We start from the raw sequence: 18759 nt of genomic DNA, 5'->3' as shown, positions 1-18759 counted from the left end.
ACCTGGCAATCCTTTTGTCGTAACTGGCCACCGCATACGGACCGTTTTCATTCTTCCTTGACGCCTGCTGCCCGACGGATAATCCAGCCAACCGTGAGCCCCTGACCCAGGATCGACGAAACGACCACACAGTACGTCAACGCGAGGACGATGTCGCGCCCCGGTCCAGGCTGAATCGATAGTGCCAGTGCAACGGAAATGCCACCACGCAGCCCGCCCCATGTAAGCACACTCCACGCTCCTTTCGGTAGCCGGGACGCCCGCCCAAGAAGCATGACAGGCAGTCCCACCGACACGAGTCGCGCGAGCAGTGCGACCAGTGCCGCACCGGCGCCAGCGAGTAGTATCCTGCCGGGGAACTCGACGAGCAGAACCTCCATGCCGATCAATACAAAAAGAACGGCATTCAGAATCTCATCGATCAACTCCCAGAACATGTCCACGTATCGCCGGGTCGTCTCGGACATCGCGTCGGCGCGGCCGCGGTTGCCGATCATCACGCCCGCAACCACCATGGCGAGTGGCCCGGAGACATGCAGATGATTAGCGAGCGCGTAGCCGCCGATCACCGATGCGAGCGTCATCAGGACTTCGACCTGGTAATGGTCGACGCTTTTGAGCAGCCGATATGTCAGATAGCCTACGACGCCGCCGAATAGCAGGCCGCCGCCGGCTTCCAGGATAAATGCAGCCAACCCCGTCTGGACGGATGGAGTGACGCCCGTGCTGGCCATCGTGAGCAGCAGAGAGAAAAGCACGACCCCGACGCCGTCGTTGAAGAGCGACTCTCCAGTAATGACCACCTTCAGGCCTTCGGGCGCGCCTGCGGACTTCAGGATGCCCATCACCGCGACGGGGTCCGTCGGCGAAATCAGGGCGCCGAACAGCAGGCAGAAGGGCAGCGCGAGTTCGACTCCGCAAAGGGGGAGCAGTTTCCACATCGCGAATCCGATCAGCAGCGTGGAGGTCGCCGTACTGAGCACAGCCAGACTGATGATCTGGGTCCGGAAAGCCCTCAGCTTGCGTAAATCCACATGCATCGCGCCGGCGAACAGCAAAAGCGACAGCATGCCTTGCAGAAGCACCTCACTGAAATTGATCGAGTTGACGAGATGCTCTTCTGCAACGCGCAGACCGTGCGCGACGCCAAGCTTGTCCAGTCCAACGATCGCAAGGGAGAGTCCGAGCGCCGTTACCATGACGCCGATCGTCGTCGGAAGCCTCAGAAAGCGGTGATTCACATACGCCAGTAGCGCGGTGACGACCAGACAGATGGCAATGATGTCGAGCATGCGGCGTGGTGGGGGATGAAGGTTCTGGGCTGGATTGAGCGGACCAGCGGCGCTGGATCATGTGATCGGATTCGCACGGGAAATCTATGTTGAATTTTCTGCATCCGGACTCCAGCCGTGCCTTGGGAAACGGGAGTATACGCGGTTGCCAAACGGGTCATCCGGCAGACGCGTGGGGCAGCCAGGCGCCTGAAATCCTGTCCCAGGCATTAACCCGGACACGCTCAGGAACGGCCCGAGCGGTATTCGGAAGCGTTTATTGTGCCTCTCGAGTAGCCAATTCCGCGTGCGGTGCGAACGATGACCTCTTTGCACCGTCCTCCGCCTGTTGCCTGTTCACGACGTGGAGCGTGCGCGTCGGGAAAGCGAATTCAATACCCCGTCTACCAAATTGCGTCATCAACTCGAGATTGATTCCCTGCTGTATGTCCATGTACAGGTTGTAGGCGGGATCGGTGACGTAATACACGACTTCGAAATCGAGCGAGCTGTCGCCGAACCCCTTGAAATGCGCACGATCAAAGCGGGTCTTTCCGGCGGATTCGACTGCCTTCTGTACCAAGGCAGGAACGGCGCGCAATTGCTCGGGACTCGCATCGTATGTCACCCCGAAATTAAACAGAATGCGCCGCTCGGCCATTCGCTTGTAGTTGTGAATCGTGTTTTTCAGCAGTTCGGTATTGCTGCAAACGATCTGTTCTCCACTCAGACTCCGGATGCGCGTGGTCTTGAGTCCGATGTGCTCGATGCTCCCGGCAATCTCACCGAAGACGATGAAGTCGCCAATCTCGAATGGCTTGTCGAGTCCGATGGCCAGCGATGCGAAAAGATCACTCAGAATGCTTTGTACCGCGAGTGCGACGGCAACACCACCCACACCCAGGCTCGCGACAAACGCGGTGATGTTCACGCCCATGTTGGCGAGCACCGCCAGCATAAGAACGGACCACAGCAGCGCGCGCAACGTCCACGACAGCATGGTCGTGATGACCGGATTGTGGGCGAGCGTCTCTGTCGCTTGCAGCCGCCGCCTCTCGGTCCATAGCGTCACGCCACGGTTTATCCACAGGGCCAGCTGAAAACCGATGATGAGAAACCAGAGATGGCCAAGACGGGCGTCCCACCTGTCCGGCAATGTCAGAAACTTCGTGCCGACCAGCGCTGCTGCCGCGAGTAGCGTAAGCCGGTGCGTGCCTTCAATGACCTGAACCAGCATATCGTCGAGACGGGTTGACGTTCGTTGGGAGAGCATCGAAAGGCGCGTGATGGCGAACTTCAGCAGATAGATCAACGCCAGGTAGCTGACGATGGTCGCGATCGCCGCATAGACCCACTCGCTGGCAGGGATACCCAGAAACACGTTCAGGTCGAGCCACTTTTTCATCGATTTTCCTCCCCAATTGATTCCGAGTGACGGAACTCATAGACGTGAGCGGTGTAAGCGCTCGTACCGGTCTGTCAGGCCTCCAGGAAGATAGTTCCCCCAATCAGTTCGAGTCGGTCGCGTGGATGCGCATTCCCCTTTGACTCGATCTGGCGCGGCCCGGGCGCTCGTCCGGCTCACCTCTTCAGAAATCTAGTGTCGTGCATTTCCTGAGAAACTCGATGCATTCAGGCTGGTTTGGCCAGCACGACGAAGCCGTTGTACTCGTGAAGCTGCTCTCGCCGCTCAGCCATGTCGGTCTCCATCGTCAAGTATGCGGAACCGCCGTGCGCGGCTCAGTCCCGGTTTTCGTCGCACCATTTGATAGCCCACGCTTTCGCGCAAGATATGGCATCGGCCTCGTCGGCGAACGAATCGATATCACCTGAATCATGCGTTTCGACGCGGTCTTCCGCGTCGCCCGGTCCGCGACTGATTCTGGCTCTCGCAACGTAACGACCATCGTTAGCGCGGTGCGCCCGGCAATCGATGTGAAATGTTCCGTAGTCGTACTGCATCGCGGCACCTCAACATTCGTTTGTTACATCAGTTGTCACGCAATCAGTCTGCATGTGCTCTTCAGCGGGGCTGCAACGCGCTGTCGCGTGGGTACTCGAGCCGATTGCGTCGTCGGCGTAGGGCGGCACGATGCGCCAATCGCCGTCGGTTAGCTCGCGCGATCGGCTGAATGTCCCAGCACCGGTTCACGGTCGTCACTGCGCTCAGCAGCCGAGAGATCCCTCAGAAAACTCGAACTCCACCAGTGCACATCGAACTGGCGGATCCGCCCCATCAATGCTGCGTGACGACTGATCCGTTCTTCGATTGACATCGTCAGCGCGCGCTGAATGACGTGCGCTGTCCCGTGCGTATCGTACGGATTCACAAGAAGAGCTTCTTTCAATTGTTCCGCTGCGCCGGCAAATCGGGAGAGAACCAGCACGCCGGGATCGCCCGGGTCCTGCGCGGCGATAAACTCCTTGGCGACCAGGTTCATCCCATCGCGCAGTGGCGTGACAAGCGCGACGCGGCTTGCGCGATATAGTCCCGGTAGCCGCTTACGGGCGACGTTGCGATGAATATAACGAACCGGCATCCAGTCAAGTTCGCCGAAGTCACCGTTTATCGCGCCGCAGAGGCTGTCCATCTCGCGGCGCAGATCGTCATAGGCACCCACGTCTTCCCGGCTCGGGGACGCGATCTGGATGAGTGTTGCACTGTTGCGGTTCTCGGGGTAGTTCGCGAGAAGCTCACGAAACGCGTGCACGCGCTGCGGTAGACCCTTTGAGTAATCCAGCCTGTCGACGCCGAGAAGCAGGCGGCGTCGGGAGTACTCCTGTCGCATACGATCGAACATTTCGACACCCTCCCGGTCCTGCGCGAGAGCGGCGAACTCATCGACGTCGATTCCTATCGGATACGCCCCGACCCGCAACGTGCGATTGAAGGCCCGAAGCTGTGCGCCGGGTAGCGCGTCAGCGCCGGCTTCGGACTCTACGTAGCGCGTAAAATGCGTTACATCCGCTTCGCTCTGGAAGCCGGCCAGATCGTAGGCGAATAGTGAACGCATGAGCCATTCGTGCTCTGGAATGGCCGCCATGATGAGAGGCGGTGGCATCGGGACATGCAGAAAGAATCCGATCCGGTTGCCGCACCCCATCGCTCTGAGTTCGGCAGCAAGGGGGATCAGGTGATAGTCATGGACCCAGATGATGTCGTCGGGCCTGAGCAACGGTAGCAGCTTTCGCGCGAACAGCTGGTTGACCCGCCGGTACCCTGCTGCGAATCGTACATCAAAATTCGCAAGGTCCAGCCGGTAGTGGAATACCGGCCATAAGACATCGTTCGCGTATCCCAGATAGTAGCTATCGTAATCCTGCTGGTTCAGGTCAAGCGTCACCAGTTGTATGTTCCCGACTGTTTGCAGTCTGACGCTGGTCTCGCTGTCAGATTCGGGTGCCGCGTCGCGAATCTTGCCGCTCCAGCCAAACCACATCCCACCTGTCTGTTGCAGACTCTCTTTTACCGCTACAGCGAGACCTCCCGCTGCGGCCTTCCGGAGGTCAGCAGTGCGATTCGAAACAACAACAAGACGGCTCACTCAATCCCCCGGTTGGATACCGCAGCGCAAGGCAAGGGCGTGAGCGTGTTATCAGCAGGTCCGATTTGCCCAGCGCTACCGCTTGTCGCGAGGACAAAACCGCCTTTACCAAGCGTCCGTTCTTTACTACAGTGTGTAAGCAATCGTAACACAGTAGTGTTAGCGCTATTCAAAGCCGCGAAGTTCACTACGAATGGGCTGGAAAAAGGCTCAAGGTTAGGGCCGGTGAGTGGGTGGGACAGGAATTGAGCAAGAAAAACACTTTCCATTCCTATCGAGGCGCCACGGCGAAGTACATCCTGCAGGCGTTGCTGCAGCCTGCAGCTGGCTGCGGGATGTTGGTGGCAATCGTCATGATTGCGCTATCCGCTTTCGTGCTATATCAGAGCCGTCGCGATGCCGCAGAATATACTCGAATCAACCTTCGCAATATCGCCCTGATTGCAGAGCGGTGGAATCGTCGTCCTGGTCATCAGTCTCGACTACTTTCGCGCCTTGCTGTTTCGCTAATCGGGAAGGATGGCGTCACGATCATGCGTCAACCTCTCGGTAATGGGATCCTTGGGAAGGACATCAGCCAGTCCCATACATTTCGGCGATTCATCTCGGCACCCGAGGGAAGCTTTAGTGAAATCGCATCGATTGACGGTGTGCGCCGCCTTTATTGGTTCAAGAATTTTCCGGGGCTACCTCTGATCATAATGGTCGCCGCGGCCGAGCGTGATATGTACGCGCTTTGACGCACACGTGCAATCACAATCGGATCGCTCATGTGCATCTTTTTGGGGCTGTGTTTATTGCGCTTTCGTTTTCACTTGCGGCTCAGCTTCGTCGCCGGATACAGGCAGAGGATGAACTGCGTTTGATTGCACGTACGGATGTGCTGACTGGCTTGAACAACCGACGCACTCTTGACGAAATCCTGGCGAAGGAATGGAGCACGGTGAAGCGAAATGGCTCGGAGTTCTCCTTGCTGTTTCATCGACGTCGCCGAAGGGCTTTGACGGGTTGAGCTGTTCGTACCACGCGACCATCGCGGGATCTGCCCATTGTGAACGCGCCATCTCTGTCTTGAAGGTGCCGGGTGCGATGCCGTTCGCGCAAACCCCTTTGATTAGCGGGCAACAGGCGGTCGGGTATGGACTAGCGGAATCGCATAGTTGCCTCCGGACAGTTGATGGACGAGGCCCTGAAACTCGCTGACAAGCTGCTCGCCCAGCCACACAACGCCCTTCGGGAGACCAGGAAGATCATGAATACGGTTCTGCGTCAGAGTGCATCGCACGTGCTCGACACGACGCTAGCAGCGCAGCTTTCCGCCACGCTAAGCGATGAGCATCATCAGCTTGCAGGAGCATTTCTCGCTGGCCAGAAGCGCGCCCGGCGCGCCCCGGACTGCGGAGTACTCCATGCGCCCTCAGCTTTTCAGCATCCGTATTACCCAGCTTCTCGACATACGGCACCTGTCTGATTCAAGTTTGTTACTGACGCCTACAATGGCGGCGTCCGCCCGAGCCGCCGGCAGATTAAATTTCTGTTGACGGATGTTTTGAGGCTAGCCGATAGTCACTGCCGAAAAGACCCGTCAATTCCAGGCTCATGCGTGAAAGACACAACCCAATCTCCCTCATCGCGCGCTGACCATGTTTATTTCAGCGTGCGCGACGATATCTTCGACATGCGCCTGCTGCCCGGCGATCGTATGACCGAAGGCAGTATCGCGGATCGCTTCGGCGTTTCCCGCACACCGGCGCGCGAGGCGCTGCAGCGCCTCCAAAGCGACGGGTTGATGCGCGGCTATGTGCGCGGCGGCTGGGAAGTCGTGCCGATCGATTTCAAGCGCTTCGAAGATCTATACGAAATGCGCAAGCTGATCGAGACGTTTTCGGTCAGCCGGTTCTTTGGGGTCGACGGCGCCTTATCCGCGACCGCCTTGCAGATGCTCGAGCGGCTCGAGCGCATCTGGAACGTTCCTCACGCACAGCGCGTTCGCGATGGCCGCGAGATGGTGGCACTCGACGAAGCCTTTCACGAGGCGTTGGTCGTCGCCGCCGGCAACGCCGAGTTGAGCGCGGCCATGCAGCGCGTGACCGACCGCATCCGCGTGGTGCGGCGGCTCGATCTCGTCTATGGTGACTGCATCGATGACACTTACGACGAACACATTGCAATTCTCGCGGCCATCCGCAATCTTGCGGCGGACAGTGCCGTCGAGTTGCTGGGACGGCACATAGAAGGGAGCAGGGCGGAGGTGCGCACGCTGACGACCGAGCGCCTGCAACGCGCCCGCACCGCATTGGAGCCTCACAGCGCTCCCTATGCACCACCAAGGTTGCGCGGCACCATCTAGCAACATACGTTGGAGCGGCTCGAGCTTTTAAGCTCCTTCTGCAGTCAGCCTCTGCGGGAATTCTGGCTGATGGCACGGTTTTCGCATAGAGATGGGTATGTATACAAGCAAACCTCTATTGCTCCCATGGCATCCAAATTCCTGAATCCGGGCCGCGGAACCCGCGGCATGGCAGTTGCGCCCCACGCGCTCGCCGCGCAGAGCGCTCTCGCCATCCTGCGTGAAGGCGGCAACGCCGTCGAAGCGATGATTTCCGCCGCCGCGACCATCGCGGTCGTCTATCCGCACATGAACAGCATAGGCGGGGACGGCTTCTGGCTGATCTCCCGTCCCGGCGCCGAGCCGGTCGGCATCGAAGCATGTGGCGCGGCGGCGCTGGCCGCAACAATCGACGAATACCGCGCGCGCGGACTGGCGGCGATTCCCGTGCGCGGCCCGCTCGCAGCCAATACCGTGGCCGGCACGGTGTCGGGCTGGCAGCGCGCGCAGCGCTGGTCGGCTGAAACGCTCGGGGGCAGGCTGCCGGTCAAACGCCTGCTGGAAGACGCGATCCACTACGCGAAGCACGGCGTGCCGGTCACGTGCAGCCAGGCGCAGTGTGTGGAGAGCCGCCTTGCCGAATTGCGCCCGATCGCGGGTTTCACCGAAACCTTTCTACCCGGCGGTTCCGCGCCCGTTACCGGCGAGCGCTTCGTCGCACCGCGTCTTGCCGCTACGCTCGAACGTCTGGCCGACGCGGGCTTCGACGACTTCTATCGGGGCGACCTCGCACGTAGCATTGCCGGCGATCTGCAGTCGGCGGGCTCCCTGCTGAGCCTTGCGGATCTCGAACGGCACGAGGCGCGCCTGCGAACGCCGCTCGCGCTCAAGCACTCGCTGGGCACGATCTATAACATGCCCCCGCCGACCCAGGGGCTGGTGTCGCTGCTGATTCTGGGCATCCTCGATCGGGTGCTGACGAAGGACATGGACCCGCTTGGTCCCGAGTTCGTGCATGCGTGCGTCGAAGCGACCAAGCTGGCGTTCGCCGTGCGCGACGCCGAGATTACCGACCCGGATTACATGCGCGTCGATCCGCGTGAGTTGCTGCAGCCGGCCGCGCTTGACGCGATGGCCGCGCAAGTCTCGATCACGAAGGCCGCGCCGTGGGGCGCCGGTCGCGGGCCGGGCGATACGGTGTGGCTTGGCGTGACAGACAGCAACGGCGTCGCGGTGAGCTTCATCCAGAGCATCTATCACGAGTTCGGCAGCGGCATCGTGCTGGCGGGGTCGGGCATCAACTGGCAGAACCGCGGCTGCAGTTTTTCGCTCGACGAGCGCGCACGCAATCCGCTGATGCCGCTGCGCCGGCCTTTTCATACGCTGAACCCGGCGCTCGCACGTTTTGCCGACGGCCGTACGATGGTCTACGGCAACATGGGCGGCGACGGCCAGCCGCAATCGCAGAGCGCGGTTTTCTCACGCATCGCGAAATTCGGCTGGAATCCGCAAGCCGCGATCGATGCGCCGCGTTGGCTGCTGGGCCGGACCTGGGGCCAGTCGACCGACACGCTCAAGCTCGAAGCGCGCTTCGCGCCCGGCACAGTGGCCCGGCTCGAAGCGCTCGGCCACCAGGTCGAGACGATGCAGGCCTACGACGAGGCAATGGGACACGCCGGCGCAATCGTTCGGTATCCAGATGGATTGATTGAAGCGGGCTACGATCCGCGCAGTGACGGGGCAGCCGCGGGCTGGTAGACGCACACGCGCGCTTTTTTTCAATCGGATTGCAGGTCCGGCCTTTGAGGCCCGGAGGACGCTGCACGTCTGCCGGGCGCCGGCAGGCATTTGCTCAGTAAATGGAGTTTCGATGACCACACCCACACGCTCGCAATCCATAGCGTCGGCGGACCTCCGCAGCGCTTCGACCACCGTGACAGACAACCGTTGGCTTCAGCTGGGGCTGGGTCTCGTCTGCATGATGGCGATCTCGAGTCCGCAATATGTATGGACGCTGATGACCAAACCGCTTGCCGCGAAACTCGGCGTAGCGCTACCTGAACTGCAAGTCACGTTTTCGCTGCTGATCATATTGCAGACGTTTTTCTCGGCGTTTCAGGGCAAGCTGATCGACCGCTTCGGACCGCGCATGCCGATCTCGATCGGCACGGCGATGGCGGGCCTGAGCTGGATTCTGGCCTCGCAGGTGCATAGCGCGCCGATGCTCTATCTGACCTACGGTGTGATCGGCGGGCTGGGCACGGGCATTGTGTATGTCGGCGTGGTGGGGCTGATGGTGCGCTGGTTCCCGACCAGGCGCGGCTTCGCGGCGGGCGCGGTGGCTGCCGGCTATGGCATGGGCGCGATCGTCACGACGTTCCCGATCGCCACGTCGCTGCAGACACGCGGCATCGAAGCCACGCTGTGGATGTTCGGCATTGCGTTCGCAGTGGTCGGTCTGCTGGCTTCGCAGGGTTTGCGCGTGCCGCCTTCGCACGACGATGCCGCCGGTTCCGCGGGTTCCGCGGGTTCCATTTCCGCGCCGACGGTCGCGAGTTTTCGCCCGTCGCAGACACTGAAGACGCCGCTCTTCTGGCTGATGTTCGCGATGATGACCATGATGTCCACGTCGGGTCTGATGGTCACCTCGCAGATGGCCACCTTCGCCGCCGACTTCGGCGTGACCAGGGTGCTCGTGTTCGGCATGGCTGCGCTACCGCTGGCGTTGACAATCGACCGCTTCACGAACGGACTCACGCGGCCGCTGTTCGGCTGGGTGTCGGACAAGGTGGGGCGCGAGAACACGATGTTCTTCGCGTTCGCACTCGAAGGCATAGCAATGGCGCTGTGGCTGCTCACGCGCGATAACGCCGTGCTATTCGTACTGCTGTCGGGCGTGGTGTTCTTCGGCTGGGGCGAAATCTTCTCATTGTTCCCGGCGACGCTGACGGACACCTTCGGCACGCGTCACGCCACCGAGAACTACGGCTGGCTCTACATCTCGCAAGGGATCGGCTCGATCTTCGGCGGCCCCCTCGCGGCATTGCTGCATCAGCACGCGGGCAGTTGGGAGCCGGTGTTCTACACCGCGATCACGCTCGACATCGCCACCGCACTGCTGGCCATTGCCGTGCTTAAGCCGATGCGCCGCCGCTTTCTCGCCGCACAGCGGGGCGTTTGACTCCGCCCGCCGTCTGCCGCAATGCACACCGAACCGTCGTCGAGGAACAAACATGCCCGTTCAGCTTGCCTTACGCAATATCCGCAAATCGTTTTCGAACAAACTCGGCTCGGTCGACGTCCTCGGCGGTCTGACCTTCGATATTCACGAACGCGATTTCGTCAGCATCATCGGGCCTTCGGGCTGCGGGAAAACGACCGTGTTCAACGTGATCGCCGGCCTGCTCGAGGCGGATAGCGGCGATATCGTCTATCGCGGGCAAAGCGTCGACGGCTTACGCGGCAAGGTCGGCTACATGATGCAGCGCGACCTGCTGCTGCCGTGGCGTACCGTGCTGCAAAACGTGCTGATCGGACCGGAACTGTCGAACATGCCGGCCGCTCAGGCGCTCGACATGGCGATGGAATACCTCAACACGTATGGCCTCGCGGGCTTCGAACATGCCTATCCCCGCATGCTGTCGGGCGGCATGCGTCAGCGCGTCGCGCTCATCCGCACGCTGATCAACGATCCCGACATCATCTTGCTGGACGAGCCGTTCTCGGCGCTCGACTATCAGACGCGCCTGTACCTGGAAGGCGTGTTGATGGAAGCTGTCGAAACGTTCCATAAGACAGTGGTGCTCGTCACACACGACATCGACGAAGCGGTCGCGTTGTCCAGGCGCGTGGTCGTGCTCGGCGGCCGGCCTTCGCAGGTGAAGAAGATCTATGACATCGACATCGCCGCGCGCTCGCCGATCGGTGCGCGCAGCGACCCCAACTTCGCGGGTTACTTTCATGCATTGTGCGGCGAGCTCGATATTCAGACGGAGGTAAAGGCAGCATGACACAGTCCATTTCCATCGATAAATCGGCACCGGCACGGCGTGCACCGAAGGCTCGCGTGCGGTACGCACTTGACAGCGGCTGGGGCCGCTCGCTGCTGCAACTGGCGGCCGTGATTGCGTTCTTCGCCATCTGGGAAGGGGCGGCGCGCCTGGGCTGGGTATCGAATTTCCTCGTCGGCTCGCCGTCGAAAATCCTCGCGGCGCTCGTGCGCGACATGCAATCGCATCAGCTTTTTATCGACACCGGCTATACGCTTTTCGAAGCCATTCTCGGTTTCGTGTTCGGCACGGCGGTCGGATCGGTGTGCGGGCTCGCGCTGTGGTATTCGCCGTTCGTCGCGCGGCTGATCGAGCCATTCATCGTCGCGATCAACAGTGTGCCGAAGATCGCTTTCGCACCGATCGTGATCTTGTGGTTCGGCACCGGGTTGATCTCGAAGGTCGCGCTGGCCATTTCGCTGACCGCGATCGTCGCGCTGATCGCCGCGTATGAAGCGGCCAAAGACGCCGATCCCGATTTGCAGGCGCTGCTTGTCACGCTCGGCGCGAACAAAAACGATGTCTTCATGAAAGTGGTGGTGCCGTTCACCCTACCCTATGTGATCTCCACCTTTCGCATCAACGTCGGCTTCGGTCTGGTTGGCGCGGTGGTGGGCGAATTCATCTCGTCAGAGAAGGGCCTCGGGCACATGATCTTCACAGCGTCGAGCCTGTATGACCTCAACACCGTGTGGGCGGGCCTGTTCGTACTGATGGCGATCGGCTTCGTTCTGTACTTTTTGATCGACCTGCTCGAGCGCAAGCTGCTGCCGTGGCGGCAGGCGTCGAATACCACCACGCTCAAGGTTTAACCCATTTCCGGCAGTCCAACCACTTCATCTCAGGACAGACGATGGCACTAACCGCAAGAAAGGCGCTGACCGCGCTTAGCATCGCTTTAACAGTGAGCGTTGCAGCTGTTTCGACGCCGGCGCTTGCCGCAGGCAAGAAAGTGACTATTTCGCAGGCGTTCCAGTCGATGCTGTATTTGCCGCTCTATGTAGCGATCGACGGTGGCTTCTTCGAGAAGCAGGGACTCGACGTTAGCAAGCAGACGGCGGGTAGCCCGAGCGCGGCGCTCTCCGCCGTGCTGTCGGGCAGCGCCGATTTCTCGCTGCACGGGCCGGAGTGGACGGCCGTGGCCGCCGAGAAGGGCGCGGATGTCGACGTGATCGCCAACGTCGTGAACGGTGCGGCGGTGTGGATCGCGGTTGCGCCGGACGTGAAGTTCAGCGGCATCAAGGATGTGAAGGATCAGGTTGTCGTGTCGGGACAGATGCCGACTACGAGCACGTCGCTGTTCTTCAAGCTGTTGAAGGAGAACGGCATGTCCCAGAGTGACATCAAGCTGGTTCAGGTGCCGCTCGGCTCGGAGATCGGACCGCTGGTCGCCGGTCAGTCGAAGATCGCGGTGATGTATGAGCCGGGTCTCGATCAGGCCGTCGCGAAGGGCATGAAAGTCGTGCTCGGCTTTCCGAAGCTCTATGGCGAATACGCGTTCTCGTCGATCTCCGCCAAACGCAGCGTCGATCCTGATGCGGCCGCGAGGTTCGTGAAGGGGCTGCAAAACGCGCTGGTTTTCATGCAGGGCCATCCTGCGGAAACCGCGGCGATCGCTCGCAAGGAATTCCCGACGCTCGATCCCGTGGTGGTCGATGCAGCCGTCAAGCGCATGCTGGACGAAGGCGTGTATCCGAAGAACGTCGGCATCACGCCGAAAGCGCTGACCGTCGCGATGGACACGCAGATCGCGCTCGGCAACCTGAAGCAGCAACCCAGCTACGATAGGTTCATCGTTCAGAGTTACATTCAGCCGGCGCTTGCCGCGAAATGACACCGTTTGCCGACGCTTCCATGACCATGTTCCCTGCTTCTTCCACCGTCGCCCCGATTCCCACTATCGCCCGGATTCGCGCCGAGGTCGCCTCGGGCAATGCAGACGTCGCGCAGTACGTCGTGCGCGCCTACGATGCCGCGTGCGAATCGCAGGCGTCATTGCATGCGTTCTGCTATTTGCCGGAGATCGCGCCGGTCAATGCCGTCGATGCGACGGCGCCGTTGGCGGGCGTGCCTGTTGCGGTGAAGGACGTTCTGGATACCGCCGACATGCCGACCGAATTCAACTCACCCGCCTACAAGGGCCGACGCCCTGAGCACGATGCGTGGGTGGTGGCGCGTCTGCGTGCGGCGGGCGCGTCGATTATCGGCAAGACCGTGACCACCGAATTCGCCTGGCGTCAGCCGGGCGCGACCGTCAACCCGTGGAATGGCGGGTACACACCGGGTGGTTCGTCGAGTGGCTCCGCGGCGGCGGTGGCGGCGGGCATCGTGCCGCTCGCACTCGGCACGCAGACCCAGGGCTCGGTGATCCGGCCTGCGGCGTACTGCGGCATCGTCGGGTTCAAGCCGACTTATGGCGCGATCGCGCGCACGGGCGTGTTGCCGCTGGCGTGGTCGCTCGATCACGTCGGCATGTTCGCGACGCGCGTCGCCGATGTAGCTTACACACTGGCGCTCGTCACTGGGGCCGATGCAGCCGATCCGCACGTCTCGCACGTTCCGCACACTGCCGCGACGACGCGCGGCACTGGGACGCGGCGCATCGGCGTGCTGTCGAAACAGGTCGGCGGCGAAGTCGAGCCGGCGCAGCAGGCCGCGCTGGACAGGCTCGCGGCCCAGCTCGCGCGAGACGGTGCCGAGATAGTCTCAGTCGATCTGCCTGCCGAGATCTTCGAAACGTCCGCGCATGCGTTGAAACTGATGTCCGTGGAAGCGGCCATCACGCACGGCGAACTTGTAGACCGCACGCCCGAGCTCGTGAGCCAGGCAATGCGCGGTCTCGTCGAAGAGGGACGCAAGCTGCCCGTCACCACCTACGCCAGGATCAAGGCGGCGCAGATGCCGATGGCGCATCGCTTTCACGACTGGCTGACGCGCACGATGGCGCTCGATGCGCTGCTGGTCGCGCCGGCCACGGGCGAGCCGCCGCGCGGACTCGACTATACGGGCGACGCATCGTTCTGCGCACCGTGGACGTTCCTCGGTGTACCGGCCGTGACCGTTCCGGTGGGATTCGGGCCGGCGGGCTTGCCGCTTGGCGCACAACTGGTGGGCGCCGCTCACGGCGACCTGGATTTGCTGATGTTGGCGGAGTGGGTGGAAGCGCGCACTGGCTGGCAAGCGACGGTGGCTCAGCAGCACGGCTGAGCGCAGAGGCAAGGCTGGGGGCAATCGAAAACCGCATATCGCCGAGGGGCCGGTGAGCTGGCCTTTGCCATCGGCCGGTGTTGATGTTCGTAAATTCCGCTAGCCGTGTTCGCAGCAGCTATCCGGCGGCGAAGGCCAATATCCCTGAACTGGCGAACGTCAGGCATGTGTTCGTCAAGGCGAGCGCTCGTGTCAACAACCGCGCAAAGCAGTCATCAGCCGACGCGCGAGCGCGAGCGCCGAATGCGTGGCTTCCGGGCCCCAGAGAAATTGAACAGGGCCTAGGCATCCGGATCGAAGCAACGCGTTCAGATCGCGTCGACGTCGACCGAGCTTTCGTCGTGCGCGAGCAACTGGCTGTCCGGCAGGCGCAAGGGCACGAGGTTGTCAGCGAGTTCAGGCTGATCTGCGTGTTGACCGCCAGCTCCAGTTCGCCATCATGCCTCACCCGCGCGCGAATGGACGAACGGGACGAACGGCCCAGCTGAGCCGCTTACGAGTCAATTGCCCGATCTTCGCGTGCAACACCTTCACATCGACCGGGGGCTCGGCCGATGTCTGGCCCGTCTCGAACACTTCGGCAACACGCTCCTGCAGTTGCTTCTTCCAGTCCGTGATCCGGTTCGGATGCTCCTTGTTGCCGGCCATTATGACCGACTCACGTCCCAGCTTTTCCACTTACCGACCTGTCCGAATTCTCTCGGCGCCACTTCTGGCGCCGCCATGCGATCAGCAGCAGTAGCCGTGAAGGTTCGAAAAGAACTCCATATCCTCGTCCCAACAGGGGCGGATAGGTGTCGTAGTGCTACATGAGCAATCAATCATCGTCATGCACCCGCCAGTGCCAAAGTGACATTTTTTGACACACCTTTCCAACAGATTTGAGGTCGCGATCTCTGTACATTCTCTTCTCGGCGCGCAATCCACTTCGTGCGCCCTCTATGTAAAGGAGGATGCTCATGAAAACTCGAACGTTTGCCATGCTGGTGGGTGGGGCTTTGCTCACATGCATGACTGCTTCCGCATTCGCCGGCGTGGTCGTCGGTGTCGCCGTGCCGGCCCCCGTCGCTGTCGTTCCGGCGACACCTGTCTATGCGCCGCCGACCGTGGTCGTGCAGAACGGTTACGCAGCCGCCGCCGTGCCGGCGGCAGTCGCACCGGTTGTGACGGTTGCGCCAGCGCCCCCACCTCCCATGGCGGTCGTCGTCATGCCGCGTCGTCCTGAGATGTATGTAGTTACGGTGCCGCGTCGCGTCTGGATGCCTGGTCACTGGGTAGGTGGGGTTTGGGTGGCCGGTCACTGGTCGTGAATTCTCTGCGCCGAACCCGTCTCGTGCGATACATCACCCCGCTCCATCAAAGCAGCAATGCCATGTAGCACATCGCTTCGGCGCCAACGCTGCTTGCCGCGGTCTGCTGGTTGCCGACTTTGTGCTGCTGGGCGTCCTCGGTGCACTTACGGTTGGAGGGTGCATGAGGCTGAATGGACGTGCACCCAAACGATTGTCCCCCGCAGCGATAATTCACCATCGTTTACAGCTTGGCATCGCAGTGCACAGTGCCGCATGCGGCGCTAATGAATCTGGCGGAGCTCGCGCGACGCTATGGCAATTCGTCCGCCATCCTTTTGGACGCGCTGTACGGCACGACCGCGCAAGTGGATGAGTGCCTTTCCCGGGCAAGGATGCAGAGGACCCACTGCGATCCCGGGACTGGTCAATCGAATGCAAAAGGCATCTGACTGTTTTATGTATACCTGCGTAGCAGGTCATCGAGAGAGCGAGATGAAAGGAAGCGGTATGTCGGTATGGCGGGGTTCCCTTTTCGCGCGCAACGTATTGCTGTTGATTGTACTGATGCTGACAAGTCAGATCCTGGTCTTTGCCGTCTATCTGAACTTTATCCAGAAGCCCAGAGTTGACGATGGCGCAGCGCTCGTGGCATCGCAGATCCGGATCCTGGACCGGCTGTTGTCAGTACTGCCGGACGACGAGCGAAACCGGCAACTGCTCGAAATGAACGGAGCGCCCCAAGGTGAACTGCCGCCGCCACAGGCTCGCGACGGGTTGCCTCCCGACTACATGGCGCACCGCTTTTTCGGTCGACTGGCATCGGAACTTGCCCCGGACGAACAGCTTCGCTGGGAGCGCGACGGGCACCGGATCTGGGTGCGTCTCCATGTGCAGGACGTGCGGTACTGGGTGGCGCTGCGTGGAACCTCGGCCATGAGCAGTACGCTGCCTTGGGCGCTGATCGGTCTGTTGTTAAGTGCGGCCACCCTTCCTGCTCTTGGGGCCTATCTGATCCACCGGCCGGTCGAACAGGCGCTGCGCCGGCTGGCGCGCGCTGCCGGCACCATCGAGCGTGGCGTTTGGCCCGAAGCGGTTCCCGTGAGCGGCCCGCGCGAGCTGGCAACAGTAGCGGAGGCGTTCAACCGGATGGCGTCGACGCTCGAAGATCTCGAAGCGACGCGCGCCGAAATGCTTGCGGGCATATCGCATGATATCCGCACGCCGCTGACCAAGCTGCGCATGGCCATCTTCGCGCCGGAGTCATTCGAGGCCCCGGCCGCCAGTGCGGAACGCTTTGTCGAGGAGATCGACACGATCGTCCAGCAGTTTATCGATTTCGCCCGTGGGTGGGATAGCGAACCGGCGACGCACGGCGATCTGAACGCGCTGATCGAACAGCTCGCCGCCGACTATGCAGGTCTCGGTCGCACGTTCGAACTGTCGCTCGCGGAATTGCCACCTGTTGCGTTCCGACCGGTCGGCATGCAGCGCCTGTTGATGAACCTGATGCAGAACGCGGTCGTGTACGGTCAGGTCGGGCTCGCAGTCCGGACTACCATGGACGCGCGAAGTGTCACGATTGCGGTTGAGGATCGGGGGCCGGGCCTGCCTCAAGAGCTTCTGTCGTTGATAAAGCAACCATTCCGGCGCGGCTCAGAGGCGGATCGAAAGGGCGGGAGCGGCCTCGGCCTCGCGATAGCGGAGCACGTCGCACAGCAGCATGGCGGCACGCTCGATCTCTTCCAGAATGCGCCGTCCGGACTCAAGGCCGTGGTGCAAATTCCCATTTCTTAACGGGCACTTGTCGGCGCGATGACTGCGCCGTCGACATGGTGTGCCAGGGACTACGACTTAATGTGACGCTCGAGCCCCGCCCAAAGGGTCGGGCAGGGCAGCGTGAGCATTTGATGAGATGGCCATTTTTCAGGTTGTGTGATGAAAAACCTTACAAGATACTTTGCGCTACTTAGTATATTCATGGCCGGCGTCGTGGCCGTCGGGTGGTTCCACCAGGCTCACGCTCACCGTCAGACGGCTGTCGCACCAGATCCGATCCCCGTGAGCGCGGTTGCGGCTTCGGTTGCCGATGTTCCTGTCTATATCGACTCGCTCGGCACCGTGACACCGACACGTACCGTCACGGTCATCACGCAGGTCAACGGGATACTGCGTTCCGTCGATTTCAGCGAGGGGCAGACGATCAGGAAAGGACAGGTGATTGCACGCATCGATTCGCGGGCGCTCGAAGCGCAGTTGCTGCAGGCACAGGGTACGCTGCGTCATGACCAGGCTGTACTCGCAAACGCGAAACTGGACCTGCAACGTTATCAGCAGCTGATCAAAGCGGGCTCGATTACGCAGCAGACGCTCGATACGCAAGTAGCTACCGTCCAGGAGGACGAAGGCACCGTGCTGGCGGACACGGGCAACGTGAACAATCTGCAGGTTCAGGTCGGCTATTGCACCATCACGTCTCCCGTGGACGGCGTGGTGGGCCTGCGCCTGGTCGACCCCGGCAACTACGTGAGCAGCACCAGCACGACCGGTATCGCGGTCATCACGCAGCTACAGCCGGCGACCGTGATCTACTCGGTGCCGGAAGACTACCTGGGACGGATCCGGCGGGCGATGTCGCGGGGGGAGGTTCAGGTGCTGGCCTATGACCGTGACGGCAAATCGTTGCTCGCGAAGGGCTCGCTGCTTGCGGTCGACAACCTCGTCAATACGAGCGCCGGCACGATTAACGTCAAGGCCGTCTTCCCCGATTCCGGCAGCGCGCTGTTCCCGAACGAATTTGTGAATGTCCGGATGCAGGTCGACACGCTGCAGCGGATTCCGGTCGTGCCGACTACGGCGATCCAGCATGGCGCGAACGGCGATTTCGTTTTCGTGATCGGCGGCGCAGGCGCAGTGGTATTGCGCAACGTGAAGACCGGACCGGTAAAAGGCGACGACACGGCGATTCTCGATGGCGGGGTGAAGGAAGGAGAGCGGGTCGCGACCGACGGTGCAGACAGGCTCGATACCGGCTCGCTCGTGAAAGTCGTGGCGCACTGAGCGGAGTCG

Annotated in this window: 15 protein-coding genes and 3 pseudogenes; 13 read left to right on the top strand and 5 right to left on the bottom strand. The window is 61.4% G+C overall.

Annotation, left to right across the window (positions count from 1 at the left end; genetic code table 11):
* Positions 1 to 47 precede the first annotated feature (47 nt).
* The 4 genes from OKW30_RS11915 to otsA all read right to left on the bottom strand — a co-directional run bounded on the left by OKW30_RS11915 (position 48) and on the right by otsA (position 4816).
* Entirely contained in the window at positions 48 to 1292 is a 1245-nt protein-coding gene (locus OKW30_RS11915; RefSeq protein WP_429346776.1) for a cation:proton antiporter, read from the bottom strand.
* A 256-nt stretch (positions 1293 to 1548) separates the two neighbouring features.
* A complete protein-coding gene (locus OKW30_RS11910; protein WP_429346775.1) occupies positions 1549 to 2676 on the bottom strand; it encodes a mechanosensitive ion channel family protein in 1128 nt (375 codons plus the stop codon).
* 335 nt (positions 2677 to 3011) lie between these two features.
* The gene (locus tag OKW30_RS11905) at positions 3012 to 3233 is read right to left on the bottom strand and encodes a hypothetical protein (protein WP_184069963.1); all 222 of its coding nucleotides are present in this window, start codon (positions 3231 to 3233) and stop codon (positions 3012 to 3014) included.
* 149 nt (positions 3234 to 3382) lie between these two features.
* Positions 3383 to 4816 carry an alpha,alpha-trehalose-phosphate synthase (UDP-forming) gene (otsA, locus tag OKW30_RS11900; RefSeq protein ID WP_184069961.1) on the bottom strand — a complete coding sequence of 478 codons (1434 nt, stop codon included), beginning with the start codon at positions 4814 to 4816 and terminating at the stop codon, positions 3383 to 3385.
* A 497-nt stretch (positions 4817 to 5313) separates the two neighbouring features.
* Here otsA and OKW30_RS11895 point away from each other — a divergent pair.
* The 10 genes and pseudogenes from OKW30_RS11895 to OKW30_RS11850 form a co-directional block, all read left to right on the top strand.
* A pseudogene (locus tag OKW30_RS11895) lies at positions 5314 to 5795 on the top strand (sensor domain-containing diguanylate cyclase); the annotation flags it as partial.
* A 198-nt stretch (positions 5796 to 5993) separates the two neighbouring features.
* Positions 5994 to 6287, top strand: a complete 294-nt coding sequence (locus OKW30_RS11890; RefSeq protein WP_429346774.1) for a hypothetical protein — start codon at positions 5994 to 5996, stop codon at positions 6285 to 6287.
* Between the two features lie 132 nt (positions 6288 to 6419).
* Positions 6420 to 7166, top strand: a complete 747-nt coding sequence (locus OKW30_RS11885) for a GntR family transcriptional regulator (protein ID WP_184044496.1) — start codon at positions 6420 to 6422, stop codon at positions 7164 to 7166.
* Between the two features lie 168 nt (positions 7167 to 7334).
* Positions 7335 to 8903: a gamma-glutamyltransferase family protein gene (locus tag OKW30_RS11880; RefSeq protein ID WP_429346773.1), complete on the top strand. Its 1569-nt coding sequence runs from the start codon at positions 7335 to 7337 to the stop codon at positions 8901 to 8903.
* 112 nt (positions 8904 to 9015) lie between these two features.
* The gene (gene oxlT / locus OKW30_RS11875) at positions 9016 to 10326 is read left to right on the top strand and encodes an oxalate/formate MFS antiporter (RefSeq protein WP_429346772.1); all 1311 of its coding nucleotides are present in this window, start codon (positions 9016 to 9018) and stop codon (positions 10324 to 10326) included.
* A gap of 52 nt (positions 10327 to 10378) precedes the next feature.
* The gene (locus tag OKW30_RS11870) at positions 10379 to 11155 is read left to right on the top strand and encodes an ABC transporter ATP-binding protein (protein WP_184071163.1); all 777 of its coding nucleotides are present in this window, start codon (positions 10379 to 10381) and stop codon (positions 11153 to 11155) included.
* Positions 11152 to 12006, top strand: a complete 855-nt coding sequence (locus OKW30_RS11865; RefSeq protein ID WP_184039818.1) for an ABC transporter permease — start codon at positions 11152 to 11154, stop codon at positions 12004 to 12006. Before OKW30_RS11870 ends, OKW30_RS11865 begins: the two co-directional genes overlap by 4 nt.
* Positions 12007 to 12047: 41 nt before the next feature.
* On the top strand, positions 12048 to 13028 hold the full coding sequence (locus tag OKW30_RS11860; RefSeq protein ID WP_184039821.1) for an ABC transporter substrate-binding protein: 981 nt from the start codon (positions 12048 to 12050) through the stop codon (positions 13026 to 13028).
* 20 nt (positions 13029 to 13048) lie between these two features.
* Positions 13049 to 14401, top strand: coding sequence for an amidase (locus tag OKW30_RS11855; RefSeq protein WP_429346771.1), 1353 nt, complete (start codon positions 13049 to 13051; stop codon positions 14399 to 14401).
* Positions 14402 to 14517: 116 nt separating this feature from the next.
* Positions 14518 to 14671, top strand: a pseudogene (locus OKW30_RS11850) (IS6 family transposase); the annotation flags it as partial.
* Between the two features lie 228 nt (positions 14672 to 14899).
* On the opposite strand, the pseudogene OKW30_RS11845 reads toward OKW30_RS11850, so the two are convergent.
* Positions 14900 to 15031 (bottom strand): annotated as a pseudogene (locus tag OKW30_RS11845) (IS3 family transposase); the annotation flags it as partial.
* Positions 15032 to 15360: 329 nt separating this feature from the next.
* Between OKW30_RS11845 and OKW30_RS11840 the strand changes: the two are divergent.
* The 3 genes from OKW30_RS11840 to OKW30_RS11830 all read left to right on the top strand — a co-directional run bounded on the left by OKW30_RS11840 (position 15361) and on the right by OKW30_RS11830 (position 18750).
* A complete protein-coding gene (locus OKW30_RS11840; protein ID WP_429346770.1) occupies positions 15361 to 15711 on the top strand; it encodes a hypothetical protein in 351 nt (116 codons plus the stop codon).
* Positions 15712 to 16185: 474 nt separating this feature from the next.
* Positions 16186 to 17487, top strand: a complete 1302-nt coding sequence (locus OKW30_RS11835) for an ATP-binding protein (RefSeq protein WP_429346769.1) — start codon at positions 16186 to 16188, stop codon at positions 17485 to 17487.
* A gap of 264 nt (positions 17488 to 17751) precedes the next feature.
* Positions 17752 to 18750 carry an efflux RND transporter periplasmic adaptor subunit gene (locus tag OKW30_RS11830; RefSeq protein WP_429346768.1) on the top strand — a complete coding sequence of 333 codons (999 nt, stop codon included), beginning with the start codon at positions 17752 to 17754 and terminating at the stop codon, positions 18748 to 18750.
* Positions 18751 to 18759 lie beyond the last annotated feature (9 nt).

Origin of the sequence: Paraburkholderia sp. Clong3 (assembly GCF_050436485.1) — a bacterium.
GTDB classification, from domain to species: domain Bacteria; phylum Pseudomonadota; class Gammaproteobacteria; order Burkholderiales; family Burkholderiaceae; genus Paraburkholderia; species Paraburkholderia tuberum.
This window is presented reverse-complemented; position numbering and strand designations above follow the sequence as displayed.